Genomic DNA, 26,801 nt, shown 5'->3' on the forward strand with positions numbered 1-26,801 from the left:
ATATCTGTGTGGATTTTGTATCGCTTTCGGCGTAGCTCGGCAATTTGCTATCTTCGCCTGTCTCCAATCCAGAAGCCGCGCGCCAAGCGGCCTGCATGCCCTACAAAGAGAACAACGAGCGATGACTTCCGTGCCCAGCAGTATCGAGCAGCCCTCGCGGCCGCTGACCCGCAGCGACTACAAGACCCTCTCACTGTCCGCCCTGGGCGGTGCGCTGGAATTCTACGATTTCATCATCTTCGTATTCTTCGCCACGGTGGTGGGCAAGTTGTTCTTCCCGGCCGACATGCCTGAGTGGCTGCGGTTGATGCAAACGTTCGGCATCTTCGCCGCCGGCTACCTGGCGCGGCCGCTGGGCGGCATCATCATGGCCCACTTTGGCGACTTGCTCGGGCGCAAGAAGATGTTCACCCTGAGCATCTTCATGATGGCCCTGCCGACCCTGATCATGGGCCTGCTGCCGACGTATGCGCAGATCGGCATGTGGGCACCGATCCTGCTGTTGCTGATGCGCGTGATCCAGGGCGCGGCAATCGGCGGCGAAGTACCGGGCGCATGGGTGTTCGTCTCTGAACACGTGCCGGCTCGCAACACAGGCTATGCCTGCGGCACCCTGACCGCTGGCCTGACCGCCGGCATTCTGCTGGGCTCGCTGGTAGCGACCTTGATCAACAGCGTGTACAGCGCGGAAGAGGTGGCTGACTACGCCTGGCGTATCCCGTTCCTGCTTGGCGGTGTGTTCGGCCTGTTCTCGGTGTACCTGCGCCGCTGGCTGCACGAAACCCCGGTGTTCGCCGAAATGCAGCAACGCAAGGCACTGGCCGAGGAGTTGCCTCTGCGCGCTGTGCTGCGTGACCATCGTGGTCCGATCATCCTGTCGATGCTGCTGACCTGGATGCTTTCGGCCGGCATCGTGGTGGTCATCCTGATGACCCCGGCACTGCTGCAGAGCATTTACCACATCAGCCCGACCGACTCGCTCAAGGCCAACAGCCTGGCCATCGTGTTGCTCAGCTTCGGCTGTATTGGAGCCGGCAGCCTGGCCGACCGCTATGGTGCGGGCCGGGTATTCGTGATCGGCAGCCTGCTTTTGCTGGCCAGCTCCTGGGTCTTCTACCACAGCCTGCCGACCCGTCCCGAGTTGCTGTTCCCGCTGTATGCCGTGACCGGCCTGTGCGTGGGCGTGATTGGCGCAGTGCCTTATGTCATGGTCAAGGCGTTCCCGGCGGTGGTGCGTTTCAGCGGGTTGTCGTTCTCGTACAACGTGGCCTACGCCATCTTTGGCGGGCTGACGCCGATGGTGGTGACCGCACTGCTGAAGGTGAGCCCGATGGCGCCTGCCTACTACGTGGCAGGCCTGTGCGCCGTTGGTCTGGCCGTGGGCCTGTACCTGCTCGCCAACAAGCGCTGATCTGCGCTACGGCTACTGGCCTCTTCGCGGCTAAAGCCGCTCCTACAGGGGGTTTGCACAGGCCTCAAGGCCGATACCAAACCCGTAGGAGCGGCTTTAGCCGTGAAGAGGCCAGACCTGCTTCCAGTGATGGCCTTTCATCCAATTGTCACAATGAAGTCATATCGTATTCATGCGGCCTGCCGATACTTGGGCCCGTTCCATCCAACACCCCAATATTCCTGCTAGGAGCAAGGCATGAAACTGAAGCGTTTGATGGCGGCCCTTACCTTTGCCGCCGCTGGCGTTGCAACCGCCAACGCGGTAGCCGCTGTCGATCCTGCGATCCCGACCTACACCAAGACCACTGGTGTTTCGGGCAACCTCTCCAGCGTTGGTTCCGACACCCTCGCGAACCTCATGACTCTGTGGGCCGAGGCCTACAAGAAGGAATATCCGAACGTAAACATCCAGATCCAGGCTGCCGGCTCCTCTACCGCGCCACCCGCGCTGACCGAAGGCACCGCCAACCTCGGCCCGATGAGCCGCAAGATGAAGGACGTCGAACTGCAAGCCTTCGAGCAGAAGTACGGCTACAAGCCGACCGCCATCCCGGTCGCCGTCGACGCCCTGGCTGTGTTCGTGCACAAGGACAACCCGATCAAGGGCCTGACCATGGCTCAGGTTGACGCCATCTTCTCCTCCACTCGCCTGTGCGGTGGCAAGGCTGAGATCAAGACCTGGGGTGACATCGGTGTGACCGGCGACCTGGCCAACAAGCCAATCCAGCTGTTCGGCCGCAACTCGGTATCGGGCACCTACGGCTACTTCAAGGAAGAAGCCCTGTGCAAAGGCGACTTCAAGCCTAACGTCAACGAACAGCCTGGCTCGGCTTCGGTCGTGCAGTCGATCAGCTCCTCGCTGAACGGCATCGGCTACTCGGGAATTGGTTACAAGACCGCCAGCGTCAAGACCGTACCCCTGGCCAAGAAAGACGGCGGCGAGTTTGTTGAAGACAACGAAGCCAACGCCCTGAATGGCACCTACCCGCTGTCGCGCTTCCTGTACGTCTACGTCAACAAGGCGCCGAACAAGCCTCTGGCCCCGCTGGAAGCCGAGTTCGTCAAGCTGGTGCTGTCGCAAGCGGGCCAGCAGGTGGTGGTGAAGGATGGCTACATCCCGCTGCCGGCCAAAGTCGTCGACAAGACCCTGGCTGACCTGGGCCTGTCGCACGTCGGTAACGTTGCAAAAAGTAAGTAATTAAGAAGGGGCCGGCGCCACTGCCCGGCCTCTTCCACGAAATTCCAGTCCGAAGCCAGGTTCCCTGTGCGGCGGGCTTTCGCGCGTCACCACTTTGTAATGTTTTTGTCACACGGGACCGCTAGGGTGTGCGCATGAATGATCTGGCCAATTCCAACATGACCCAAAACTCCCAGCCCGTGCGCATTGATTTCAATACGCCCGAGTTGCAACGCAAGCGCCGCATGCGCGCGCTCAAGGACCGCCTGACCCGCTGGTATGTGCTGGTAGGCGGGCTTGCCGTATTGGCGGCAATCACGTTGATCTTCTTCTACCTGGCTTATGTGGTGTTGCCACTGTTCCAGGGCGCCGAGCTGACCAGCAAGAAAGCTCTGGAGCCGACCTGGCTGCAGCAGGATGCCGGTAAGCCACTGATGATCGCGCTTGAAGAGCAGAATCAGGTGGGGATGCGTGTTTCGGACAAGGGCCAGGCATTGTTCTTCGATACCAAGACCGGTAACGAACTCAAGCGTGTCGAGCTACCCGTGCCGGCAGACACCCAGGTCACGTCCATCAGTACTGACCAGCCGGGCAGCGCGCTGGTGGTGCTGGGCCTGTCCAATGGTCAGGCGCTGGTTTTCCAGCACACCTACAAGATCACTTACCCGGACAACAAGAAAACCATCACCCCTGGCATCGACTACCCGTACGGCGAGCAATCGTTCGTGCTCGACGAGCAGGGGCGTGCGCTGGACCACGTCAGCGTCAACGTCAATGGCGACACCCTGCTGCTGGCCGGCTCTACCGGTGCTCACCTGCAGGTGGTCGAGCTGACCCGCACGGAAAACATGATGACCGAAGAGGTCACCACCGAGCAGAACCGCATCGAACTGCCGCAAATGACCGAGACGGTGAAGAATATCTTCATCGACCCGCGCCAGCATTGGCTGTACGTGATCAACGGCCGCGCCACGGCCGACGTGTTCAGCCTGCGCGACAAGAGCCTCAACGGCCGTTACAAGTTGTCTGATAGCGCCGACACCGAAATTACTGCCACGGCCCAGCTGGTTGGCGGCATTTCGCTGATCATCGGTGATTCCAAGGGTGGGCTGGCCCAGTGGTTCATGGCCCGTGACCCGGATGGCGAATCGCGCTTCAAGCAAATTCGTACCTTCCAGATGGGCAATGCGCCGATCGTGCAGATCGACGCCGAAGAGCGCCGCAAGGGCTTCATCGCCCTGGACGCCGAAGGCAAACTGGGCGTATTCCACAGCACTGCACACCGAACCCTGCTGGTAGAGCCGGCTGCCGAAGGCCCTGGCACGCTGGCCCTGTCTCCACGCGCCAACCGCATCATCATCGAAGAAGGCGGCAAGTTGTTGCCGTTGAGCCTGCGCAACCCGCACCCGGAAATTTCGTTCAGCGCGCTGTGGGGCAAGGTGTGGTACGAGAACTACGACGAGCCGAAATACGTCTGGCAATCGACCGCGTCGAACACTGACTTCGAGCCCAAACTGAGCCTGTCGCCGCTGACCTTCGGAACCCTGAAGGCCGCGTTCTACGCCATGATCCTGGCCGCCCCGCTGGCCATTGCCGCAGCCATCTACACCGCCTACTTCATGGCCCCGCGCATGCGCCGCAAGGTCAAGCCGGTGATCGAGCTGATGGAAGCGATGCCGACGGTGATCCTCGGCTTCTTCGCCGGCCTGTTCCTGGCCCCGTACCTGGAGGGCCACCTGCCCGGTGTGTTCAGCCTGTTCCTGCTGATGCCGATCGGTATCCTGCTGGCCGGCTTCTTCTGGAGCCGGCTGCCGGAGTCGATCCGCCTGCGTGTACCGGATGGTTGGGAAGCGGCGATCCTGATTCCGGTCATCCTGTTCACCGGCTGGTTCGCCCTGACCATGAGCCCGCACCTGGAAAGCTGGTTCTTCGACGGCGACATGCGCCTGTGGATCACCAACGATTTAGGTATCACCTACGACCAGCGCAACGCCCTGGTAGTCGGTATCGCCATGGGCTTCGCGGTCATCCCGAACATCTACTCGATTGCCGAAGATGCCGTGTTCAGTGTGCCGCGCAGTCTGACCCTGGGCTCGCTGGCACTGGGGGCGACACCTTGGCAGACCCTGACCCGCGTGGTCATCCTCACCGCCAGCCCGGGCATCTTCTCGGCGTTGATGATCGGCATGGGCCGTGCGGTAGGCGAGACCATGATCGTGCTGATGGCTACCGGCAACACGCCGGTGATGGAGATGAACCTGTTCGAGGGCATGCGCACCCTGGCAGCCAACGTGGCTGTGGAAATGCCGGAATCGGAAGTCGGTGGCAGCCACTATCGCGTGCTGTTTCTGGCCGCCCTGGTGCTGCTGATGTTCACCTTCATCATGAATACCTTGGCCGAGCTGATTCGCCAGCGTCTGCGCAAGAAATACTCGTCGCTTTGATAGAAAGGTAGCGATCCGTGAAAAAGGATTCCCTCAAAGGCTGGTTCAAGAGCGGCGCCCCAGGCGTCTGGATGAGCGGCGGCGCGGTGGCCATGGCCGTGATCATGACCGTCGGCCTGCTGGCGGTGATCGCCGTGCGCGGCCTGGGCCACTTCTGGCCAGCCGATCTTGTCCAGGCCACCTACAAGGTGCCAGGCCAGGCCGATCACGTCGTCATTGGCGAAGTGGTGCAGAAGGAGGAAGTACCCCGTGCTCGTCTGAAGGGGGCTGGCCTGCCAGTGCCTGACCAAGGCCCGGAGTTCATGACCCGCGAGCTGATCAAGGTGGGTAACCGCGACCTCAATGGCAGCGACTTTACCTGGGTGGTCGGCGACTGGCTGGTCGACGAACAGCGCCCCGCTGACCTGATGGCCCTTGAGCGCCGCGAGTGGGGCAACTTCTATGGCTACCTGGTCAGCGTCAAGGAACAAGGCCGCGTGGTTGCTGAAGGCCCGGCTGCCTGGAACGAACTGCAGGCCCGCCTCAAGCGTGCCAGCCAGCTCAACAGCGAGCTGCAGCAGCTGGAGAAAAAGGACATCGGTGCCATCAACCATGGCCTTGAGCGCCTGCGCCTGCAAGCGCGCAAGCTGGAGCTGGACGGCAAGCTGGACGCCGCCGCCCAAGCCGACATGGACGCCGACCGTGCCGAACTGAACAGCCGCTACAAGGCTATCGAAGACCGCCTGACAGGCCTGCACCAGGCTTTCTCCCGCGACAGCCTGGTGGCCCGGGATGGCAACGGCCGTGAAGTGGAAATCAACCTGAGCAAGGTGGTGCATGCCGTTCAGCCGAACGGCATGTCGGCGTTCACCAAGTTGGGCACCTACTTCGGCAAGGTCTGGGAGTTCCTCAGCGACGACCCGCGTGAAGCCAACACCGAGGGCGGTATCTTCCCGGCCATCTTCGGTACCGTGATGATGACCCTGATCATGGCCGTGATCGCTACCCCGTTTGGCGTGCTGGCTGCCGTGTACTTGCGTGAATACGCCAGGCAGGGCCCGGTCACCCGGCTTATCCGTATTGCGGTGAACAACCTGGCCGGTGTTCCTGCGATCGTCTACGGTGTGTTCGGTCTGGGCTTCTTCGTCTATGTGCTGGGCGGCTCGATCGACCGCCTGTTCTTCCCCGAAGCGCTGCCGGCACCGACCCTGGGTACCCCGGGCCTGCTGTGGGCATCGCTGACCCTGGCATTGCTGGCGGTACCGGTGGTGATCGTGGCCACCGAAGAAGGCCTGGCGCGAATCCCGCGCACCGTGCGTGAAGGCTCGCTGGCGTTGGGTGCAACCAAGGCCGAGACCCTGTGGAAAATCGTCCTGCCCATGGCCAGCCCGGCCATGATGACCGGCATGATCCTCGCCGTGGCTCGTGCCGCCGGCGAAGTGGCGCCGCTGATGCTGGTAGGTGTGGTGAAGCTGGCGCCGTCGCTGCCGGTGGATGGAAACTACCCGTACCTGCACCTGGACCAGAAGATCATGCACCTGGGCTTCCACATCTATGACGTCGGCTTCCAGAGCCCGAACGTCGAAGCTGCGCGGCCGCTGGTTTATGCCACTGCGCTGCTGCTGGTGCTGGTGATCGCGACCCTCAACCTCTCTGCCGTGTGGATTCGCAACCACCTGCGCGAGAAGTACAAGGCGCTGGACGGCTGACCCTGATTGCAAGCGTGCCGCCCGTAAGCCGGGCGGCCCTTTGAAACGACTTGATAGCGTATGGAGTTGACCATGCAGCAAGATTCCCACACCCATGGCATCGACATGTCTGCCCTGGGCCGCAACAAGCAGAGCCTGCGGATGGCTGAAGAAACCGTGGCCATCGAAGTGCCGGGCCTGAGCCTGTTCTACGGCGACAAGCAAGCGCTGTTCGACGTGCAGATGAACATCCCGAAGCAGCGTGTGACCGCCTTCATCGGCCCATCCGGCTGCGGCAAGTCGACCCTGCTGCGCACTTTCAACCGGATGAACGACCTGGTTGACGGTTGCCGTGTGGAAGGTGCCATCAACCTGTACGGCAACAACATCTACCGCAAGGGCGAAGACGTTGCCGAACTGCGCCGGCGTGTGGGCATGGTGTTCCAGAAGCCGAACCCGTTCCCCAAGACCATCTACGAGAACGTGGTCTACGGCCTGCGCATCCAGGGCATCAACAAGAAGCGCGTGCTTGATGAAGCCGTCGAGTGGGCGTTGAAGGGCGCGGCCTTGTGGGAAGAGGTAAAGGACCGCCTGCACGAGTCGGCGCTGGGCCTGTCCGGTGGCCAGCAGCAGCGTCTGGTCATCGCCCGCACCATTGCCGTGGAGCCGGAGGTGCTGCTGCTTGACGAACCGTGCTCGGCGCTGGACCCGATCTCGACCTTGAAGGTCGAAGAACTGATCTATGAATTGAAATCCAAGTACACCATCGTCATCGTGACCCACAACATGCAGCAAGCGGCGCGTGTTTCGGATTACACCGCGTTCATGTACATGGGCAAACTGGTCGAATTCGGTGATACCGATACCCTGTTCACCAACCCGGCGAAGAAGCAGACGGAAGACTACATCACCGGTCGCTACGGCTAAGCGCCGCTCGCGAAACAGGCACCTCGGTGTCTGGCACCGGCGTTGCCGGTGTTCGCGGGTGAACCCGCTCCTACAGGGCCGCGCTACCAAAGGACAAAACGATGATCAACAAAGAAAGCCTTACCCATCACATTTCCCAGCAGTTCAACGCCGAGCTCGAAGAGGTGCGCAGCCACCTGCTGGCCATGGGCGGGTTGGTGGAAAAGCAGGTCAACGACGCGGTTACCGCGCTGATCGAAGCCGACTCTGGTCTGGCCCAGCAGGTGCGCGAGGTTGACGAGCAGATCAACCAGATGGAGCGCAATATCGACGAGGAGTGCTTGCGCATCCTCGCCCGCCGCCAGCCAGCGGCCTCGGACCTGCGCCTGATCATCAGCATTTCCAAGTCGGTGATCGACCTGGAACGCATCGGTGACGAGTCGACCAAGATCGCCCGCCGCGCCATCCAGCTGTGCGAAGAGGGCGAGTCGCCGCGTGGTTATGTCGAGGTGCGCCACATTGGCGACCAGGTGCGCAACATGGTCCGGGATGCGCTGGACGCCTTTGCCCGCTTCGACGCCGACCTGGCGCTGTCGGTGGCCCAGTACGACAAGACCATCGACCGCGAATACAAGACCGCGCTGCGTGAGCTGGTGACCTACATGATGGAAGACCCGCGCTCTATCTCTCGGGTGCTGAGCGTGATCTGGGTGCTGCGCTCGCTGGAGCGTATTGGCGACCATGCGCGCAACATCTCCGAACTGGTGATCTACCTGGTGCGCGGCACCGACGTGCGCCACATGGGCCTCAAGCGCATGACGGCAGAAGTGCAGGGTACTGCTGTCGCCAACGGCGAAAAGGCTAATGTTCCGGGTGAATCTGACGATAAGTAAGGTTGCTCCCGAGCATCGACGCCCGGCCTTGGCCGGGCGTTTTCGTTTGCGGTCGAGAGCCGGCAGGCACCCGCGAACGATGTGAAGAAGTCCCGGCGTGACCAGGTTGTAGCAAGTGGCCATCATTTGGCAGTAGGCTAGTCGGGATTCATAAGGAGTATCGATGAGTAAAGTGAATGTGCTGGTCGTGGATGACGCCCCGTTTATCCGTGATCTGGTCCGCAAGTGTCTGCGTAATGCCTTCCCGGGTATGGCCATCGACGACGCGATCAACGGTCGCAAGGCCATGGCCATGCTCGGCAAAGAAGCGTTCGACCTGGTCCTGTGCGACTGGGAAATGCCGGAAATGTCTGGCTTGGAATTGCTGACCTGGTGCCGTCAGCAGCCTGCACTGAAGAACCTGCAGTTCATCATGGTGACCAGCCGTGGCGACAAGGAAAATGTCATTCAGGCGATCCAGGCGGGTGTTTCCGATTTTGTAGGCAAGCCGTTCACCAACGAGCAACTGCTGACCAAGGTAAAAAAAGCCCTGACCAAGATCGGTAAGCTCGACAGCCTGATGGCCATCGGCCCGGCGCGAGCCAACCCGGCGTTTGCCAACGATTCGTTGAACGCGCTGACTGCGGGCAAGCCTGAAGCGGTCAAGGTGGCGGCGCCGACACCGGCACCGGTCAAGCCTTTGGTCGCGGCGCCCGCACCTGCCGCCCCCGCGCCGAGCGGCCGTGGCCAGGGCCAGCTGCGCCTGGCCAGTGGCATGCAGCCATGCGTGATCAAGGCGTTGAGCCTGAAAGAGGCACTGCTGGTGGTACGCCGCAACGAAGCGCTACCACAGGTGCTGGAAGGTGCGGTGCTGGACCTGGAGCAGGGCGAAAGTGCCGAAGTCGCTCGCCTGAACGGCTACCTGCATGCTGTCGCAGCGCTGGAGCCAAAACCTGACAGTGACTGGTTGCAGTTGACGTTCAAGTTTGTCGACCAGGATGCCCAGAAGCTCGACTACTTGTCTCGGTTGATTGCCCGCGGCACAGCGCAGAAGCACTTCACCCCCGGTGCCTGACCCCGGCCCCGCGCCATGCTTTGGGCAGGAGCAGCACAAGGCTGCTTCTGCCCAAGCCCGAGTTGCCCCATCCGACCAACTGCAATACCTACCGTAAAACCCGCTGCTAGGCTTCGACAGATCATCACTGTCAAAAAGCCACTATCATGCCCGCGCGCCTGCTGCTGTTCTGTGCATTGCTCATGGCCTCAGCGTCGAGCCAGGGCGTGACACTCTACAAGATCACCGACGATTCCGGTGTCATCTCCTATTCCGATCGCCCTGGCCCCGGCGCCAAGCCCTTGGGGTTGCTCGAGCCCATGGTCGAAACGCTCGAAGGCCAGGTACTGCTGAACGCGAAAACCTTCGACGGTGGCGTGAGCTTTTCGGCACGAAACGAGCTGCATGTGCCGGTAGAGGTAGAGTTGCGGCTGGACAACCTGGTCAACGCACAAGGCGGCGATGCCCCGCGTATCGTGCGCCGGCTGCTGCCGCCGCGCACCACGCAGATGCTCAGTGTGCTCAGGGGGCGGCCCGGGCTGCTGCTGAACTACCGTTCGACCCTGCTGCAGGCCATGGGTGACCCGGGCAAACGGCCCCAGGGCTTCCGCTATGCGTTCCCGTGGATTGGCGGGCCGTTCCGCGTCACTCAGGGCCCCAATGGCCGCGTCAGCCATTTTGGACCCAAAGGGCGCTATGCCATGGATATCGCCATGCCCGAGGGCACGCCCATCATCGCCGCGCGGGAAGGGGTGGTGGTGAAGACGCAGAACAGCCAGAGCGGGCGCGGCCCCGACCCCTCGGGTAACTTTGTCAGGCTTTTGCACCCGGATGGCACCATGGGCGTATACCTTCACCTGATGCGTGGTTCGGTGGTGGTGGCGGAGGGGCAACGGGTACGGCAGGGCCAGATGCTGGCCAAGTCGGGCAATACCGGCAACAGCACTGGGCCGCACCTGCATTTTGTGGTGCAGCGCAATGTGGGGTTGGCGCTGGAATCGATACCTTACCGCTTCGACAGGCCGATCAGCGGGATGCCGGACTTCACTGCCGGCAACCCCTGACCGATTGGGCCATCAATCCAGCTTCAGCACCTTGGCCAGTACGATCTTGGGCCCTTTCATCTTCTTGATGATGATTCGCAACCCTTCGACCTCCAGCACTTCCTCCTCTTCCGGCACGCGCTTGAGCGTCTCGTAGATCAACCCCGCCAGGGTTTCGGCCTCGATGTGGTCAAGGTCTATACCCAGCAGGCGTTCGACCTTGAACAGTGGGGTGTCGCCGCGCACCAGCAACTTGCCCGGCTGGTAGGCGAGAATGCCACGCTCGGTCTTGCGGTGCTCGTCCTGGATGTCGCCCACCAGCACTTCCAGCACGTCTTCCATGGTCAGGTAGCCGATCACCTTGCCATCGGCTTCCTCTACCAGCACGAAGTGCGCGCCGCCCTTACGGAACTGCTCCAGCAACTGGGCCAGCGGCATGTGCCGCGACACGCGTTCGAGTGGCCGGGCAAGGTCCTCCAGGTCAATGGTCTCTGGCAAGTGCTCCAGCTCAGCCAGCTCCAGCAGCAGGTCCTTGATGTGCAGCAGGCCGGTGAATTCTTCGCGCTCGGCGTCGTACACCGGGTAGCGGCTGAACTTGTGGCGGCGCACCAGGGCCAGGATCTGCTTCAGAGGCGCATGGGCGTCGATGCTGATCATGTCCTCACGCGAGTTGGCCCAGTCGACCACTTCCAGCTCGCCCATTTCCACGGCCGATGCCAGCACGCGCATGCCTTGGTCGCTTGGGTCCTGACCACGGCTGGAGTGCAGGATCAGCTTGAGTTCTTCGCGGCTGTAGTGGTGCTCATGGTGCGGGCCAGGCTCGCCCTGGCCGGCAATGCGCAGGATGGTATTGGCGCTGGCATTGAGCAGGTAGATGGCCGGGTACATCGCCCAGTAGAACAGGTAAAGCGGCACGGCGGTCCATAGCGACAGCAGCTCTGGCTTGCGGATAGCCCAGGACTTGGGGGCCAGCTCGCCGACCACGATGTGCAGGTACGAGATGACGAAGAAGGCGACGAAGAACGAGATCGCCTTGACCAGCTCGGCGCTGTCCACACCGAAATAGGCCAGCAATGGTTCCAGCAGGTGGGCGAAGGCGGGCTCACCCACCCAGCCCAGGCCCAGCGAGGCGAGGGTGATGCCCAACTGGCAGGCCGACAGGTAGGCGTCGAGCTGGTTGTGAACCTTGCGCAGGATGTTGCCACGCCAGCCGTGCTTTTCGGCGATGGCCTCTACGCGGGTGGCGCGCAGTTTGACCATGGCGAACTCTGCGGCAACGAAGAAGCCGTTGAGCAGCACCAGCAGTAAGGCAAAGATGATCATGCCGAAGTCGGCGAATAGCGAGGTGAGGCTAATACCAGAGGAAGGGTCCATGATGGAGTTTTTACGGGGTCCGTCTTTGAGATAGGGAGAAAAAAAGTGCCAGCTTTTGCTGGCACAGGGGATCCAATGTAGCGGCTGGGGCTGTAAAAGCAAAGGGCAGGCGACTCATTGCGGGCCCAGTGGCAGCCGGCATGCCCGCGAAGGGCTGCGCCGCAGCCCCAATCTCAAGCCTTTTCGTTGGCCAATTGTGCTGGCGGAAAGTGACAGGTAAAGGTGCTGCCATGCCCCGGTACACTGCTGATTTCCAGCTTGCCGCGGTGGCGCATCAGCACATGCTTGACGATTGCCAGCCCCAGCCCGGTACCGCCGGTATTCGATGCACGGCTGGAGTCTACCCGGTAGAACCGCTCGGTCAGGCGTGGCAAGTGCTTGGCATCGATGCCCACCCCCGAGTCCTGCACCGACAGGTGTGCGCCCTGGGCATCGGCCCACCAGCGGATGCGGATGTTGCCTTCGTCCTGGGTGTACTTGACCGCATTGAACACCAGATTGGAAAAGGCACTGCGCAGTTCTGACTCGCTGCCCTTCAGCTTGACGCCAGGCGCAGCTTCCAGGCTGATGCGCTGGTTGCGCGGCCCGGAAAGGGCCTGGGCGTCGTTCTTGATGGCGGCGAGCAGGGCATCGACTGCCACCGGCTGGTTGTCCGATGGGTAATCGGTGGCTTCCAGTTTGGCCAGCAGCAACAAATCGTTGAGCAGGGTTTGCATGCGCGAGCCTTGCTGGCTCATCTGCTGCAGGGCGCGGCTCCACCGGGGGTTCACGTCCTCGACGTTGTCCAGCAGGGTTTCCAGGTAGCCGGTGATTACCGTCAGCGGCGTGCGCAGCTCGTGGGACACGTTGGCGACGAAGTCCTTGCGCATCTGTTCCAGCTGGTGAATGCGAGTGACATCGCGCACTAGCATCAGGTGTTCATTATTGCCGTAGCGGGTGATGTGCAACTGCACACGCATGCGGTCATTGATCGGCGAAGGGATTTCCAGCGGCTCGAGGTAGTTTTCTGCCTCGAAGTACTCTTTGAAGAGCGGGTGGCGCACCAGATTCGTCACTTGCTGGCCGCCGTCCTGTGGGGTCTTGAAGCCCAGCAGGGTCTCGGCGGCGCGGTTCCACCATTCCAGGTTGCCGTCGCTGTCGAGCATGATCACCGCGTCACGCAGAGCAGCGGTGGACTCCTGCACCCGGTCGATCACTGCCTGCAGGCGGCCCCGTACGCGCTGGTCGCGGCGTTGCAGGTGGTAGATGCTATCGAATACCTCGCCCCACAGGCCGTAGCCATCGGGCGGTGCTTCGTCGGGTTGGTGATTGCGCAGCCAGTCGTGCAAGCGCAGCAGTTGCTTGAGGGTCCAGCCCAGATAGAGCGCCAGGCCAATGGCCAGGCTCCAGCCGTAGTAGCCGCTGACCAGCCCGCCGATCAGGCAGACGGTAAGCAGCAACAGCAGATGGCGAATCAGGGTTGCGTGCCAGTTCTGGTTCAATTGACGGTCCTTGTACAACGACGTGCAGCTTGGCGCTCGGGAACTCGATCAGCTCTTGGTCGAGAAACGGTAGCCAGTGCCCCGGACGGTTTGTACCAGATTCTCGTAAGCTTCACCCAGCGCCTTGCGCAGGCGACGGATGTGCACGTCGACGGTACGTTCCTCGACATAGACGTTGCCGCCCCACACCTGATCCAGCAGTTGGCCGCGGGTATAGGCGCGCTCCTGGTGGGTCATGAAAAACTGCAGCAGGCGGTATTCGGTAGGGCCCATCTCGGCCGGCTTGCCGTCGATGGTCACACGGTGGCTGATCGGGTCGAGCAGCAGGCCGCCGACCTCGATTGGCGCCTCGCTGTCGCTCGGGCCAGTGCGGCGCAGCACGGCTTTCAGTCGCGCTACCAGTTCACGCGGCGAGAACGGTTTGGTGATGTAGTCGTCGGCGCCCACTTCCAGGCCCTGGATCTTGTTGTCTTCTTCACCCTTGGCGGTGAGCATGATGATCGGAATATCACCGGTCAGCTCGTCGCGCTTCAGGCGGCGGGCCAGCTCGATGCCGGAGGTGCCCGGCAGCATCCAGTCGAGCAGGATCAGGTCCGGTTTGCGGTCGACGATGATCGCGTGGGCCTGTTGGGAGTTTTCCGCTTCCAGGCAGTCATAGCCGGCCATTTCCAGGGCAACGGCGATCATCTCGCGAATGGGCGCTTCGTCGTCGACGATCAGAATGTTCCTGCCTACCATGCTCAAAACCTCTCCTGGATTCGGTGTCTTGGCCCGCATTAGATAACGGAATTATTGCAGCTGTGTGACAGGGTGTTGGCCGTTCTGGCGACATTCCGTGACTGAACTAGGCTACAGAGGGCCGCTTTGATGGCAACCCGAACTCATTTCCCCCCGCAACAATGGTGAATCCAATGACACGACATACGCTGAGCTGGATGGCCCTTTTCACTGCGTTGGCGCTCCCGGGGGTGGCGTTGGCCCACCATGCCATGGAGAAGGATGGCATGTGGGTCGATCATGCCGGCATGACCCTGTACACCTTTGACAAGGATGCGGTTGGCAAGTCGATGTGCAATGGCGAGTGCGCCAAGAACTGGCCACCGTTGATGGTCAAGAAGGAAGACGAAGCACCGAAGGATAAATGGACCCATGTAACGCGTGACGACGGTTCGATGCAGTGGGCTTACGACGGCAAGCCGCTGTATACCTTCATCAAGGACAAGAAGGCCGGTGACATGACCGGTGACGGCATGAAAGACGTCTGGCACGTTGCCAAGCCTTGAGGTAGCCGGGGCCGCTGTGCGGCCCCAAACTACTCAGCGCAACGCGTAATCCAGCACAACTCCGATAAATACCAGCATCCCTGCCCAGTGGTTGTGCAGAAATGCCTTGAAGCACGATTCCCGGTCCAGCTTGCGCGTTGACCAGTATTCCCAGGCAAAGCAAGCCGCCGCACCCAGCAACCCAAGGTGGAACCAGCCACCCAGGTCGAAGCGGCTACCGGCCAGCAACAGGCAGCCCAGCGACAGCAACTGCAGGGTCAGGATGATGCTGCGATCAGCGTCGCCGAACAGGATCGCTGTGGACTTCACGCCAATCTTCAGGTCGTCATCGCGGTCGACCATGGCGTAGTAGGTGTCGTAGCCTACCGTCCACAGCAGGTTGGCGATGTACAGCAGCCAGGCGCCGGCCGGCAATTCACCGCCAGCGGCTGTGAAAGCCATGGGAATGCCCCACGAATACGCCGCCCCCAGCACCACCTGCGGGTAGTAGGTGTAGCGCTTCATGAACGGGTAGCAGAACGCCAAGGCCACCGCCCCGAACGACAGCCAGACGGTGCGGCTGTTGGTGCACAGCACCAGCAGGAAACTCACGCCGACCAGAATCGCGAACAGTGTCAGCGCCTCGCGTGGCTTCACCCGGCCGCTGGCCAAGGGGCGGTCTGCGGTCCGCTTGACGTGGCCGTCAACCTTGCGGTCGGCAAAGTCGTTGATGCAGCAGCCGGCCGCGCGCATCAGCACCACACCAAGGCCGAAGATGAGCACGTTGGCCAGGGTGGGTGACCCATTGCCAGCAATCCACACTGCCGACAGGGTCGGCCACAACAGCAGGTAGATGCCTATCGGCCGGTCCATGCGGCTGAGCTGGACGAAGTCCCAGGCCCGTGGATGCAGGCGGTTGAGCGACTTGAGCAGTTGCAGGTACATCAGCGGTTTTCCTCCTTGGCCGCTTGCCACAATGCCGGCAGAAACACTTCTGCCACCAGCAGGTCCAGGCCGTTGCGCTCGAAGCGCGAGCGGCGGCCCCAAAGCGCCGCATGTGCAGCTTCGGACGGCAGCCAAGCCTGTGGGTAAGTACACACTTCGAGCGGATGACGGATGAACGCCTGGTCGCAGAACAGCAGCTCGCCCAGCGAGCGGCTGCCCAAGGATTCCAGGTCCAGACCGCCACGTTCCAGGGCGCTGCGGCTGGCCACGCTGCGGGCGAACACCCAAGGTTGGCCATGGCCGCGCAGGTACACTTCGCGCACCCAGCCTTCGGCGCCAGCAGCGATGCCCAGCGCTTGGCATTCGTCATCGCGCAACGGCTGCCAGCCCTCGAACAACGGGGTGACGGAAAAGTGATCGATGGACAGACGGGTCAGGCGGCGGGTCAGCGAGCCCTCGTCGAACAGCCAGTCAAGGGTGGGCTGGTCGATGTCGGTCGCCAGCTGTGAATACGGCAGCCACGCGACAGCGGCTGCTTGCGGGGATTCGTACGACACGTCGGTATGCTTTGTTACAGCCAGAGAGGCGGCGAGCTTAGCATGATTGCCCCAACTGCTTGCATACTGCCGGCAGGGCCGCTACAAAGCCTCCACGCATTGCAAGCTGGCCCTGTTCGCGGGCAAGCCCGCCAGGCCTGCGCGGTCACTGTAGGAGCGGGCTTGCCCGCGAAGAGGCCATCAGCAGCAACACAAGCCCCAGCCTGAACCGAGGAAATAGACCTGATGAAAAAGTGGCAATGTATTGTCTGTGGCCTGATCTACGACGAAGCCGAAGGCTGGCCCGACGACGGCATCGCCCCCGGCACCCGTTGGGAGGATGTGCCTGAAGACTGGCTGTGCCCCGACTGCGGTGTCGGCAAAAGCGATTTTGAAATGATCTCCATCGGTTAATCGAGGAAAGCACGACATGACGTCTCCTGTGGTAATCATCGGTACCGGCCTTGCGGGCTACAACCTGGCTCGTGAATTTCGCAAGCTCGATGCGCAGGCGCCGCTGTTGCTGATCACCGCCGACGATGGTCGTTCGTACTCCAAGCCGATGCTTTCCATGGGCTTTGCGAAGCAGAAGGACGCCGACGGCCTGTGCATGGCAGAGCCGGGCGCCATGGCAGAGCAGTTGAACGCCGAGATCCGTACCCATACCCGCATCAGCGGCATCGACCCGGGCCACAAGCGGCTGTGGATCGGCGAAGAAGCCGTGGAATACCGCGACCTGGTGCTGGCCTGGGGGGCGCAGACCGTGCAAGTGCCGATCGAGGGTGATGGCAGCCATCTGGTATTCCCGATCAACGATCTGGAGGACTACGCGCGCTTCCGTGCTGCCGCCGCGGGCAAGCAGCGTGTCCTGATCCTCGGCGCCGGCCTGATCGGCTGCGAATTCGCAAATGACATGAGCCTGGGCGGTTTCAAGGTCGACGTTGTGGCGCCGTGCGAACAGGTCATGCCGACCCTGCTGCACCCGGCCGCTGCGGCGGCTGTACAGGGTGGGCTGGAGGGGCTGGGAGTACGCTTTCACTTGGGGCCGGTGCTGACCCGCCTGCAGCAGGTGACCCAAGGCCTGGAGGCGCACCTGTCGGACGGCAGCGTGATCGCCTGCGACCTGGTGGTTTCGGCCATCGGCCTGCGCCCACGTACCGACCTGGCTGCCGCGGCCGGCCTGCAGACCAACCGCGGCGTAAGCGTAGACCGCGAGCTACGTACTTCACACGCCAACATCTTCGCCCTTGGCGACTGTGCCGAAGTCGATGGCATCAACCTGCTGTACGTGATGCCGCTGATGAGCTGTGCCCGGGCGCTGGCGCAAACCCTGGCCGGTAAGCCGACGGCAGTTTCCTACGGACCGATGCCTATCACCGTGAAAACCCCGGCCTGTCCGGTGGTGGTTTCGCCAGCGCCACAGGGTTGCGAAGGCATCTGGCAGGTAGAGGGGCAGGGCTCTGACCTCAAGGTGCTCTGCCTTGATGCCGACGGCAAGCTGCTGGGCTACGCCCTGACCGGAGCGGCGGTGATGGAGAAGCTGGCGCTGAATCGTCAGTTGCCACCGGTTATGGCGTAAATAGCGCGCGTTCTGTCGGATTTATCCTGTTGTTGCCTGCACAATGGCCGCCCAGATACTGGCGCGGCCCCTGAGCTCGTGCCATTCTCACTCCCGTCTGCCGCAGATTAGAGCCTGCGGTGCCTTGAGCGCTGCTCCCAGAGGCAGCACGGCATAACAACAAGAATTCCGTCAAAGAGGCTTCACTATGCGCAAACCAGAACTCGCCGCCGTCATCGCCGATAAGGCTGATCTGACCAAGGAAAAGGCCAATCAGGTTTTGAACGCGATTCTCGACAGCATCACCGGTGCCCTGGACAAGGACACCGTGACCCTGGTCGGTTTCGGCACCTTCGAAAAACGTCATCGCGGCGCGCGTACCGGCAAGAACCCGCAAACTGGGGAACCGGTCAAGATCAAGGCCAGCAATACCGTAGCCTTCAAGCCTGGCAAGAACCTGCGTGACAGCGTTAACGCCCCCGCCAAGCCAGCCAAGAAAGGCAAGTGATCGCTCCCTGACAACCCCAGTGTCGGCCAAGCGGGCGCCCCAAGGCGCCCGTTGTGCTTTCTGCAGGTAAAATGTTTCGAACTTGCATAAATAGTTCTGGAAAAGGATAAACTGCGCGCCTTAGTCACTTTTCATTCGAGGCGCGTTGATGAAGTTCCGCTTTCTTCTCTGGGCCATGGGGCTGTTGATGGCCAGGGCCAGCCGTAATAACCCCGCATTCCAGCAGCAGCTCAAGGGCAAGGACCTGGTGTTCCAGATGCAGACCCTGGACGGCAAGGTTGCCCGGCACTTCATCGTCAACAACGAACGCATCAGCAGCAAGGGCGGCGCGCACCCACAGCCGGCATTCGCCATTGCCTTCAAGGACGCCGCCTATGGCTTCGCCACCATGCAGGCGGGTAACAAGCAGCTGGCGTTCATGCAAGGGATTCAGGACAAGCACATCCAGATCAAGGGCAACCCGGCGCTGGTGATGTGGTTCCAGGGGTTGATGAAATACCTGAAACCGAAGAAGAAAGGCTGAAGCCCAACGGGGATGCCGATGCTTTACCTGTGGGATCGGGCGTGCCCGCGAGACAAGCGACGCGGTGCATGGCACCGGCTTAGCCGGTGTTCGCGGGCATGCCCGCTCCCACAGGCTATGTGTTAATGCTTAATGCGGTGCGTGGAACTGCGAAGCCAGCTCACGCAACAGGTTCTCGGCTTCGAGCACCTTGTTCACCACATCCTCAGCCTTGTCCCGGGTAATGCTCAGGCGTTCCAACAGCTCGTCAGGAATCTCTTCCTGTGGCCCTGAGCCTATACCTCGCGAGCGCAGCAGGCGGGTGGCCAGGCACACCAAGTTGGGGAACGCGAAATATTCGCCGTCGTAGGCCGGATCGTGCTGAAAGCGCAAGGCAGTCGACAGCTCTTCTGGCATGTCCCACAGCTTCATCAGCCAGGCACCGATCTGTTCGCGGCTGATGCCCAGCAAGTGTTGCTCCACATAGGTGTGGTTCAAATGCGGGTTGACCTCAAGGTGGCGGCAAATCAGCGAGAAATGCGGCGGGAACACGTGCGCGAGCAGCAGGTAGCCGAAGTTGTGCAGTAGCCCGGCCAGGTAGGTCAGCCCGGCCTCGGGGCGTTCTGCACGAGGCATGGCGCGGGTCAGGCCTTCGATGATCGCGGCGGTGTAGATCGATTGTTGCCAGTAGGGCGTGGCCTGCTGCGGTTGGTCTTTGGGTAGGCTCAAGGTCTTGCCCAGTGCCAGGCCCAGGGCCAGGTTGATCACCAGGTCGAAACCCAGCACACGCACGATGGCGTCTTCCACCGAGCGGATCTTGCCCGGCGAACCATAGTAGGGCGATGCAGCCCAGCTCACCACCTGTGCCGCCAGCGCCGGGTCGGTTTCGACCACGCCGGTGATGTCGTCGATGCTGGCGTTGGGATCTACCCGCAGCTTGATGATCTTCTGCGCGGTGTCGGCGAGCGGTGGAATTTCGATGGTTTCTTCCAGGCGTTTCTGAATGCGTCGGGCAGTGAAGGCCTGGACCGCATCGGTGATTTCCCGGGTGTCGTCATCGGGGCGGTCGAGATTGGGGCTGATCGCTTCGACTTGCTGGCCGAAGCTGCTGGCGCTGGCCTTGGCCAGCATGCGCTTGAAGTGCGCGCGTTCGATTTCCAGCAACAGGCCGGCTTCGCCTGACTGGATAAAGACAGTTTCAGCGTCGAGCAGGCTCTTTTCGTACTGACATGGCGAGCTGGTCAGCGCCGGGATGCCCGGCAGGGCCTTGAGGTGGTGCTTGTCGAGCATCTGCTTCAGGCGCGGCACCGACACGGCGGTCAGCTTGCGCCCGGTCAGCTCGGCCAGGCGGTTGAGGTCCAGCAGGTGGTTCTGCGGGAACAGCACCATGAGGGCGCCGACCTCGTCGTCGAGAAGGACAGCCTGCACCCGCGAAGCCGCAGGCAGGTGCGAGTGTTCGACCACCTGGCGGTAGGGCACGCCGAGCTTGTCGAGCAGCAGCCTGATGACGGAGGGGGCGTGTGGGGTTGCGGTGTCCAGGGCAACTTCAGTCATGGTCCGTATCCACTGTTTCTTTAAACGCGAAGTATAACCAGCCTGCGAGCAAATCTGGATCCATTCTGGGACTGGCGTCACACTTGGCCATATTGTTGGCCGTGCCGCAGCCAGCGGTCCAGCAGCGGGCTGACGTGTTCCGGCCAGCGTGATACCAGGGCCTGGGCCGCGTCGCGCACGGCCGGCAGCAGGTCGGCGTCGCGCATCAGGTCGGCGACCTTGAATTGCAGTAGGCCGGTCTGGCGGGTGCCGAGCATCTCGCCCGGGCCACGCAGTTCAAGGTCTTTCTCGGCGATGATGAAGCCGTCGTTGGTCTCGCGCATGATCCCCAAGCGCTCGCGGCCGATCTGCGACAGCGGCGGGTGGTACAGCAGCACGCAATGGCTCACGGCGCTGCCCCGGCCAACCCTGCCGCGCAGCTGGTGCAACTGTGCAAGGCCCAGGCGCTCGGGGTTCTCGATGATCATCAGGCTGGCGTTGGGCACGTCCACGCCCACCTCGATGACCGTGGTGGCGACCAGAAGCTGCAGGTTGCCAGCCTTGAACTCGGCCATGATCTCGGCTTTTTCTGCCGGTTTCATGCGCCCATGGATCAACCCCACCTTCAGTTCACCCAGCGCACTGCCAAGCTCCTCATAGGTGCTTTCGGCGGCCTGGCAGGTGAGTTCTTCGGACTCTTCGATCAGCGTGCATACCCAATAGGCCTGGCGCCCCTCGGCGCAGGCGGCGCGTACCCGCTCGACCACTTCGAAGCGGCGGCTGTCGGCCACCAGCACGGTGTTCACCGGCGTACGCCCTGGCGGCAATTCGTCGAGCACCGAGGTGTCCAGGTCGGCGTAGGCGCTCATGGCCAGGGTGCGTGGAATAGGCGTGGCGGTCATGATCAGCTGGTGCGGGCACAGCTCGCCGGCCACGCCCTTCTTGCGCAGGGCCAGGCGCTGCTGCACGCCGAACCTGTGCTGTTCGTCGATGATCGCAAGGGCCAGGTGCTTGAACCTTACCTCTTCCTGGAACAGCGCGTGGGTGCCGACCACCATAGGTGCGCCGTTGGCGATCTGCTCCAGGGAGGCGGCCCGGGCCTTGCCCTTGAGTTTGCCGGCTAGCCAGGCGACTTCAATGCCCAGCGGTTCCAGCCAGCGCTTGAAGGTAATGTAGTGCTGCTCGGCGAGGATCTCGGTGGGTGCCATCAATGCCACTTGGTAGCCCGCCTCCAGCGCCTGCAAAGCCGCCAGTGCAGCGACCACGGTCTTGCCGGCACCCACGTCGCCCTGCACCAGGCGCATCATCGGTTCGTGCTGGCTAAGGTCGTAGGCAATTTCGTTGGCTACCCGCTGCTGCGCGCCGGTCGGCTGGAAGCCCAGGTTAGCCAGGTATTGCGCCTGCAGGCGCGTGGCCCTGGGCAGTACCGGCGCACGCAGGCTGCGCAGGCTTTCGCGCAGGCGTTGCTGCGACAGCTGATGGGTCAGCAACTCTTCGAAGGCCAGGCGGTGTTGAGCCCAGTGCTGGCCTTCGGCGAGCTCGTCGAGGTCAGCGTCGGCCGGCGGGTTGTGCAGGTAGCGGATGGCTTCGTCCAAGGGTGCCAGCTGGTAGTCCCGGGCAAGTTCGTCAGGCAGCCAGTCGGGCAGGCTACGCGGGCCAAGCAGCGCAAGGCTCTGCTGGCACAACAGGCGCAGGCGTTGCTGGGTAAGGCCCTCGGTGGACGGATAAATTGGTGTCAGGGTCTGCTCCACCGGCGGTGGTGGCTCGTTGCCGTTCAGCGCACGGTACTCCGGGTGGTAGATTTCCAGGCCCGAAGCGCCGGGGCGGGCTTCTCCGTAGCAGCGCAGGTGGGTGCCCCGCTTCAGGCCCTCCTTCTGCGCGTTGCTGAAGTGGTAGAAGCGCAATGTCAGCACACCGCTGCCGTCGCCCAGGCGCACCACCAGGCTGCGGCGCTTGCCCATGGTCACATCGGCACCACTGACCACGCCCTCGATAACCGCATCCTGGCCGGGACGCAGCTGGCCGATTGGCACCACGCGCGTACGGTCCTGGTAGCGCAGGGGCAGGTGGAACAACATGTCCTGCAGGTTTTCCAGCCCGACCTTGGCGAGTTTCTCCGCCATCGCCTCGCCCACACCTTTCAGTACTGTGACCGGGACCTTCGACAGCTCACTCATGACTCAGGCCGGTTGTTCCGCAGGGTTCTTGGCGACCGAGCACAGGCGGATCGAATCGGCGAGGATCTCGATGGCCTTTGGCCGCGGGAAGCTGGCGCGCCAGGCGATGGCTACCGTGCGGAACGGTGCCGGTGCCGTCAACGGGCGCACTTCGATGACGCCGGGGGCATAGTGATGGCTGTGCACTGCCGACAGCGGCAGGATCGATACGCCAAGGCCGGAAGCCACCATGTGACGGATGGTTTCCAGCGAGCTGGACTCGACCGTGGTGTGCCTTGAGCCTTCACCCCCCTTGTTCAGGGTAGGGCAGGCTTCCAGTACCTGGTCACGGAAGCAGTGGCCCTCACCAAGCAGCAACAGGCTCTTGTCATTGAGCATGGCGGTGTCGATGGTCTTTTTCGCCGTCCATGGGTGGTCGGCAGGCATCAGGGCGCAGAACGGTTCGTCGTATAGCGGTAGCGTCAGCACGTCGGCTTCGTTGAACGGCAGGGCGATGATCACCGCGTCCAGTTCGCCGTTGCGCAGCTTTTCGCGCAGTACGTGGGTGAAGTTTTCTTCGATGTACAGCGGCATTTGCGGCGCCACGCGGTGCAGCTGCGGGATCAGGTGCGGGAACAGGTAAGGGCCGACGGTGTAGATAGCGCCGACCTTGAGCGGAGCGGTCAGCTGATTCTTGCCGGCCTGGGCCAGCTCGCGAATGCCCTGGGCCTGCTCCAGTACCTTCTGCGCTTGGGCGACAATGTTTTCGCCGACCGGGGTCAGGCGTACTGCGCTTTTGCTGCGCTCGAAGATCAGAACGCCAAGCTCGTCCTCGAGCTTCTTCACACCGACCGACAGGGTGGGTTGGCTCACGTGACAGCGCTCGGCGGCATGGCCGAAGTGCTGTTCCTGGGCGAGTGTGACGATGTAGCGTAATTCTGTAAGGGTCATAACGTGCGTCCATGAAGTTGCGGGCCCAGCATAGCGGCTGCAATCGATAGACGCACGTTATCAGACTTGCCGAATTGTGACAGAAACAAAAGTCTTAACGGCGGTCCAGTGAGTAGACGAACGGTGCCACGACTTCAATCGTGCCATTGTTCAGCAACTCGGGTGGCGGCTTGGGTACCGTGCCGGCCCGACGGATCATTTCCAGGGTCGCCCGGTCCAGTGCGGCACTGCCTGAGCCGCCGGCCATGGAGTACGACACGACCTTGCCTTCGGCGTCGACCACGAAGCGCAAGCGGTTCATGCCTTGCAGGCCGCGACGGCGCGCGTCTTCCGGGTAACGCTTGTACTTGGCAAGGTGGCGCAGCAGGTCGCTCTGCCAGGTTGGCAAGGCGTTGCTGTTGGACGCAATGCTCGGTGCCGGTGCCGCAGACTTCTGCGGTGGCGAGTTGCTGGGCGGTGCGTCCACCGTTTGCTCGGTGGGCGGTGCTTCCTTCGGCGGCTCAGGCTTTTTCTCGGGCTTGGGCGGCTGGGGCTTGGCCTTCGGCTTGGGCGGCTTGGGGATGGCGATCTTGGGCTTGGGCGCTTCTGCCAGCTTCGGCAACGGTGGTTCCTCGACCGGGGCCGGTGGCTGCGGAGCTGCCTTTGGGGGTGGTGGTGGCGCAGGCTCCGGCAACGGTGCCAGTTCGACCATCATCGCTGCCGGGGGCAGTTCGATGGCCTGTGGCACCGACCAGTTGAGCGTCAGCAGCACGGCGACCACGTGCACGCCCAGCACGATCGCCAGGCTGCCACCGTAGCGCGCCATGTTAGAGCGCGTTTTCATCATTTCTTGGCTGCCGTCTCGAGACCTACCAGACCGACTTTCAGGTAGCCGGCCGCGCGCATGTTGTTCATCACTTCCATCAGGTCGCCGTAATCCACGCCTTTGTCAGCCTGGAAGAAGATGGTGGTTTCCTTGTCACCCTTGGTCTTGGCGTCGAGCATCGGGCCAAGCTGGTCGGGTGCAGCAACCTGATCGTCGCCGACATACAGCTTCTGGTCGGCCTTGACGCTGACGAACACCGGTTTCTCTGGCCTTGGCGCCGGTTTGGCGGTTGAGGCCGGGAGGTCGACCTTGATGTCGACCGTGGCCAAGGGGGCGGCGACCATGAAGATGATCAGCAGCACCAGCATCACGTCGATGAACGGCGTAACGTTGATTTCGTGGTTTTCGGCGAGGTCGTCGCCACCTTCGTTGAGATGCAGGCCCATGGCTTACCCCACTTTCACCATGTGCGGGGCGGCGCGCTCGCTACCCTGGTGGTCCAGATCACGGCTGACCAGCAGCAGTACCTGGGCGGAGGCGTCGGACACCTGCGCCTTGTAACCGGCAATGGAGCGGGCGAAGACGTTATAGATGACCACGGCCGGGATTGCCGCGACCAGGCCCAGGGCAGTGGCCAGCAGCGCTTCGGCGATACCTGGGGCAACGACGGCCAGGTTGGTGGTCTGGGTCTTGGCGATGCCGATGAAGCTGTTCATGATGCCCCATACGGTACCGAACAGGCCAACGAACGGCGCAGTGGAGCCGATGGTTGCGAGCACGCCGGTGCCGCTGCTCATGGTACGGCCGCTGGCATGCACCAGGCGCTCCAGACGGAAGCTGACGCGCTCCTTGATGCCTTCTTTTTCGCGAGCGTTAGCCGAAAGACGCATTTCTTCGAGGGCATCGTGGACCAGGGTATGGGCCAGGGTGCCTTCCTTGTTGGAAACCTCGCTGGCTTCTTTCAGGGTGGTGGACTTCTTCAGCTGGGCGATTTCACCCCGCAGGCGACGCTTGGCGCCCATCAGCTCGAAGCCTTTGGCAATCCAGATGGTCCAAGTGATGATGGAGGCGATGGCCAGGCCGATCATGACGATCTTCACCACGATGTCGGCGTTCTTGTACATGCCCCATGGTGACAGGTCATGGGCCATGCCCAGCGAGGTGTCTTCGACCAGGGCTTGAACGCTTGGGTCTGCTGCGGCCGGTGTATCTGCCGAGTTGGTGGCAGTGGCACCAGGCGCCGGCGCATCGACCGGGGCAGCAGCGGGTGCGGCAGGGGCAGTAGCAGCGGCAGGTGTGGCGGCGTTGGTGGTTGGCTCATCGGCCATGGCCACCGGGGCCAGCACCAGGCTGAGTGTCAGCGCGGCGATGGCGCGCCAGGCGCGCGACGGGGTTGGCGAAGCGGAAGGTTGAGTACGTGTCATGCTGGCCGGACCTGATGAAGAAAAAAGTGAGCGTTCTCCAAGGCCTCGATGTAGGCCGAGAACAATTTGGCGGTCATTATTGCAAGTAATTCTTGTTAACAAAAGTAATATTGTAGCTTTTTTCGCCTATGGTCTAGCCGCCCATCGTGTAGCGTGGCCAGGCTGATCAATTGGTCTAGGGAGTTTAGAGATGTCAGACCTTTCCGTGATGGTGGTGGGTTGTGGTGATGTGGGTGGGCGCCTGGCCAAGCAGATGTTGGCTAAAGGCTGGCAGGTGAGCGGCCTGCGCCGTTCTGTCGATCAGCTGCCCGCTGGGGTTCAGCCGGTTGCCGCAGACTTGGCCGAACCGTCGATGCCGCAGGCCTGGCCACAAGGCGCGCTGGATTACCTGGTGTACTGCGTGGCAGCCAGCCAACACGATGAGGCGGGTTATGAGGCAGCCTATGTCGATGGTTTGCGCCATGTGTTGGCCTGGTTGGCCGAGCGTGGCCAACGCCCGCGCCGGCTGTTGTTCGTCTCCAGCAGCAGCGTGTATGCGCAGAAGGACGGCGAGTGGATAGCTGAGGGCGCTGCCACCGAGCCCGAAGGCTATTCCGGACGGGTGATGCTGGAGGCTGAACGGTTGGCACTGGCCAGCGGCATCCCGGCGAGCGTGGTCCGCCTAACCGGTATCTATGGCCCAGGGCGCGAGTGGTTACTGAGCCAGGTGCGTCAGGGTTACCGCGTTGCCGAGGAGCCACCGCTGTATGGCAACCGCATTCATGCCGAAGATGCCGCCAGCCTGCTGGCGTTTCTGCTGCAGGCCGATGCTGATGGCAAGGCTCTGGACGACTGCTACATTGGCGTCGATGACGACCCGGCGCCGCTGGCCGATGTAGTGGCCTGGCTACGGGCGTACATGGGGGTTACCGAATGGTCCGATGAGCAGCGGGTGCGGCGTACTGGCAGCAAGCGTTGCAGCAATGCCCGGGCGCGGGCGCTGGGCTGGGCGCCTGAGTATCCGAGCTACAAGGAAGGCTACGCCGCGATCCTGGCAGGAAAAGACTAGCTGGCAACTGGCGCGATGCCTTGTAGGAGCAACTGTCTTGCTCTATTTCTAAAAGCTGGCGCGATCCCTGGACTGCCCCCCAAAAGTTGGACAGTTCTAAGCT

25 protein-coding genes are annotated in these 26,801 nt (G+C 62.3%); 14 read left to right on the plus strand and 11 right to left on the minus strand.

Translation table 11 applies throughout. The features are described from left to right. Positions 1–121 precede the first annotated feature (121 nt). The 8 genes from ACF8FG_RS24980 to ACF8FG_RS25015 all read left to right on the plus strand — a co-directional run bounded on the left by ACF8FG_RS24980 (position 122) and on the right by ACF8FG_RS25015 (position 10,636). On the plus strand, positions 122–1,411 hold the full coding sequence (locus ACF8FG_RS24980) for an MFS transporter (protein WP_014592874.1): 1,290 nt from the start codon (positions 122–124) through the stop codon (positions 1,409–1,411). Positions 1,412–1,648: 237 nt separating this feature from the next. Then, positions 1,649–2,650, plus strand: a complete 1,002-nt coding sequence (locus ACF8FG_RS24985; protein ID WP_019439063.1) for a phosphate ABC transporter substrate-binding protein PstS — start codon at positions 1,649–1,651, stop codon at positions 2,648–2,650. Between the two features lie 134 nt (positions 2,651–2,784). Continuing rightward, positions 2,785–5,073: an ABC transporter permease subunit gene (locus ACF8FG_RS24990; RefSeq protein WP_019439064.1), complete on the plus strand. Its 2,289-nt coding sequence runs from the start codon at positions 2,785–2,787 to the stop codon at positions 5,071–5,073. A 71-nt stretch (positions 5,074–5,144) separates the two neighbouring features. Further along, positions 5,145–6,761, plus strand: coding sequence for a phosphate ABC transporter permease PstA (gene pstA / locus ACF8FG_RS24995; RefSeq protein ID WP_392519340.1), 1,617 nt, complete (start codon positions 5,145–5,147; stop codon positions 6,759–6,761). A 72-nt stretch (positions 6,762–6,833) separates the two neighbouring features. After that, positions 6,834–7,667: a phosphate ABC transporter ATP-binding protein PstB gene (gene pstB / locus ACF8FG_RS25000; RefSeq protein ID WP_014592871.1), complete on the plus strand. Its 834-nt coding sequence runs from the start codon at positions 6,834–6,836 to the stop codon at positions 7,665–7,667. Positions 7,668–7,768: 101 nt separating this feature from the next. Beyond that, positions 7,769–8,539, plus strand: coding sequence for a phosphate signaling complex protein PhoU (gene phoU, locus ACF8FG_RS25005; protein ID WP_003253329.1), 771 nt, complete (start codon positions 7,769–7,771; stop codon positions 8,537–8,539). Positions 8,540–8,702: 163 nt separating this feature from the next. Next, positions 8,703–9,593, plus strand: coding sequence for a response regulator (locus tag ACF8FG_RS25010; protein WP_014592870.1), 891 nt, complete (start codon positions 8,703–8,705; stop codon positions 9,591–9,593). A 146-nt stretch (positions 9,594–9,739) separates the two neighbouring features. After that, positions 9,740–10,636 (plus strand): peptidoglycan DD-metalloendopeptidase family protein, encoded by an 897-nt coding sequence (locus tag ACF8FG_RS25015; RefSeq protein ID WP_014592869.1) that lies wholly within the window; start codon positions 9,740–9,742, stop codon positions 10,634–10,636. A 12-nt stretch (positions 10,637–10,648) separates the two neighbouring features. Here the strand turns inward: ACF8FG_RS25015 and ACF8FG_RS25020 are convergent, their stop codons facing one another. The 3 genes from ACF8FG_RS25020 to phoB form a co-directional block, all read right to left on the minus strand. Beyond that, entirely contained in the window at positions 10,649–11,989 is a 1,341-nt protein-coding gene (locus ACF8FG_RS25020; protein ID WP_014592868.1) for a hemolysin family protein, read from the minus strand. A gap of 173 nt (positions 11,990–12,162) precedes the next feature. Further along, entirely contained in the window at positions 12,163–13,470 is a 1,308-nt protein-coding gene (gene phoR, locus ACF8FG_RS25025) for a phosphate regulon sensor histidine kinase PhoR (RefSeq protein ID WP_014592867.1), read from the minus strand. Between the two features lie 48 nt (positions 13,471–13,518). After that, positions 13,519–14,208 carry a phosphate regulon transcriptional regulator PhoB gene (phoB, locus tag ACF8FG_RS25030; protein WP_003253341.1) on the minus strand — a complete coding sequence of 230 codons (690 nt, stop codon included), beginning with the start codon at positions 14,206–14,208 and terminating at the stop codon, positions 13,519–13,521. Between the two features lie 173 nt (positions 14,209–14,381). On the opposite strand from phoB, the gene ACF8FG_RS25035 reads away from it, so the two are divergent. After that, entirely contained in the window at positions 14,382–14,753 is a 372-nt protein-coding gene (locus ACF8FG_RS25035) for a hypothetical protein (protein WP_019439066.1), read from the plus strand. A 33-nt stretch (positions 14,754–14,786) separates the two neighbouring features. Here the strand turns inward: ACF8FG_RS25035 and ubiA are convergent, their stop codons facing one another. Both ubiA and ACF8FG_RS25045 read right to left on the minus strand, forming a co-directional pair. Further along, on the minus strand, positions 14,787–15,677 hold the full coding sequence (gene ubiA / locus ACF8FG_RS25040) for a 4-hydroxybenzoate octaprenyltransferase (protein WP_014592865.1): 891 nt from the start codon (positions 15,675–15,677) through the stop codon (positions 14,787–14,789). After that, a complete protein-coding gene (locus tag ACF8FG_RS25045) occupies positions 15,677–16,234 on the minus strand; it encodes a chorismate lyase (RefSeq protein WP_012054112.1) in 558 nt (185 codons plus the stop codon). Before ACF8FG_RS25045 ends, ubiA begins: the two co-directional genes overlap by 1 nt. 225 nt (positions 16,235–16,459) lie before the next feature. On the opposite strand from ACF8FG_RS25045, the gene ACF8FG_RS25050 reads away from it, so the two are divergent. From ACF8FG_RS25050 to ACF8FG_RS25065, 4 genes are all read left to right on the plus strand, one after another. Further along, a complete protein-coding gene (locus ACF8FG_RS25050) occupies positions 16,460–16,627 on the plus strand; it encodes a rubredoxin (RefSeq protein ID WP_003253349.1) in 168 nt (55 codons plus the stop codon). A gap of 16 nt (positions 16,628–16,643) precedes the next feature. Continuing rightward, entirely contained in the window at positions 16,644–17,792 is a 1,149-nt protein-coding gene (locus tag ACF8FG_RS25055; RefSeq protein ID WP_019439067.1) for an NAD(P)/FAD-dependent oxidoreductase, read from the plus strand. 187 nt (positions 17,793–17,979) lie between these two features. Then, a complete protein-coding gene (locus tag ACF8FG_RS25060) occupies positions 17,980–18,279 on the plus strand; it encodes an HU family DNA-binding protein (protein WP_003253355.1) in 300 nt (99 codons plus the stop codon). A gap of 148 nt (positions 18,280–18,427) precedes the next feature. After that, positions 18,428–18,802: an SCP2 sterol-binding domain-containing protein gene (locus ACF8FG_RS25065; protein ID WP_010955807.1), complete on the plus strand. Its 375-nt coding sequence runs from the start codon at positions 18,428–18,430 to the stop codon at positions 18,800–18,802. A gap of 129 nt (positions 18,803–18,931) precedes the next feature. Here the strand turns inward: ACF8FG_RS25065 and ACF8FG_RS25070 are convergent, their stop codons facing one another. The 6 genes from ACF8FG_RS25070 to exbB form a co-directional block, all read right to left on the minus strand. Next, a complete protein-coding gene (locus ACF8FG_RS25070) occupies positions 18,932–20,335 on the minus strand; it encodes an aminoacyl-tRNA deacylase and HDOD domain-containing protein (RefSeq protein WP_014592863.1) in 1,404 nt (467 codons plus the stop codon). Between the two features lie 77 nt (positions 20,336–20,412). Then, the gene (gene recG, locus ACF8FG_RS25075; RefSeq protein WP_014592862.1) at positions 20,413–22,491 is read right to left on the minus strand and encodes an ATP-dependent DNA helicase RecG; all 2,079 of its coding nucleotides are present in this window, start codon (positions 22,489–22,491) and stop codon (positions 20,413–20,415) included. 3 nt (positions 22,492–22,494) lie between these two features. Beyond that, positions 22,495–23,421 (minus strand): hydrogen peroxide-inducible genes activator, encoded by a 927-nt coding sequence (locus ACF8FG_RS25080; protein WP_003253362.1) that lies wholly within the window; start codon positions 23,419–23,421, stop codon positions 22,495–22,497. Positions 23,422–23,515: 94 nt separating this feature from the next. Then, on the minus strand, positions 23,516–24,247 hold the full coding sequence (locus tag ACF8FG_RS25085; RefSeq protein ID WP_010955804.1) for an energy transducer TonB: 732 nt from the start codon (positions 24,245–24,247) through the stop codon (positions 23,516–23,518). After that, complete coding sequence (gene exbD / locus ACF8FG_RS25090; RefSeq protein ID WP_003253367.1) at positions 24,244–24,672, minus strand: TonB system transport protein ExbD; 429 nt, start codon at positions 24,670–24,672, stop codon at positions 24,244–24,246. Before exbD ends, ACF8FG_RS25085 begins: the two co-directional genes overlap by 4 nt. A 3-nt stretch (positions 24,673–24,675) precedes the next feature. Then, positions 24,676–25,650: a tonB-system energizer ExbB gene (gene exbB, locus ACF8FG_RS25095; RefSeq protein WP_014592860.1), complete on the minus strand. Its 975-nt coding sequence runs from the start codon at positions 25,648–25,650 to the stop codon at positions 24,676–24,678. Between the two features lie 190 nt (positions 25,651–25,840). On the opposite strand from exbB, the gene ACF8FG_RS25100 reads away from it, so the two are divergent. After that, entirely contained in the window at positions 25,841–26,698 is an 858-nt protein-coding gene (locus tag ACF8FG_RS25100) for an SDR family oxidoreductase (RefSeq protein WP_014592859.1), read from the plus strand. Positions 26,699–26,801 lie beyond the last annotated feature (103 nt).

This window comes from Pseudomonas sp. YQ_6 (assembly GCF_043103245.1).
Classification (GTDB): Bacteria; Pseudomonadota; Gammaproteobacteria; order Pseudomonadales; family Pseudomonadaceae; genus Aquipseudomonas; species Aquipseudomonas alloputida.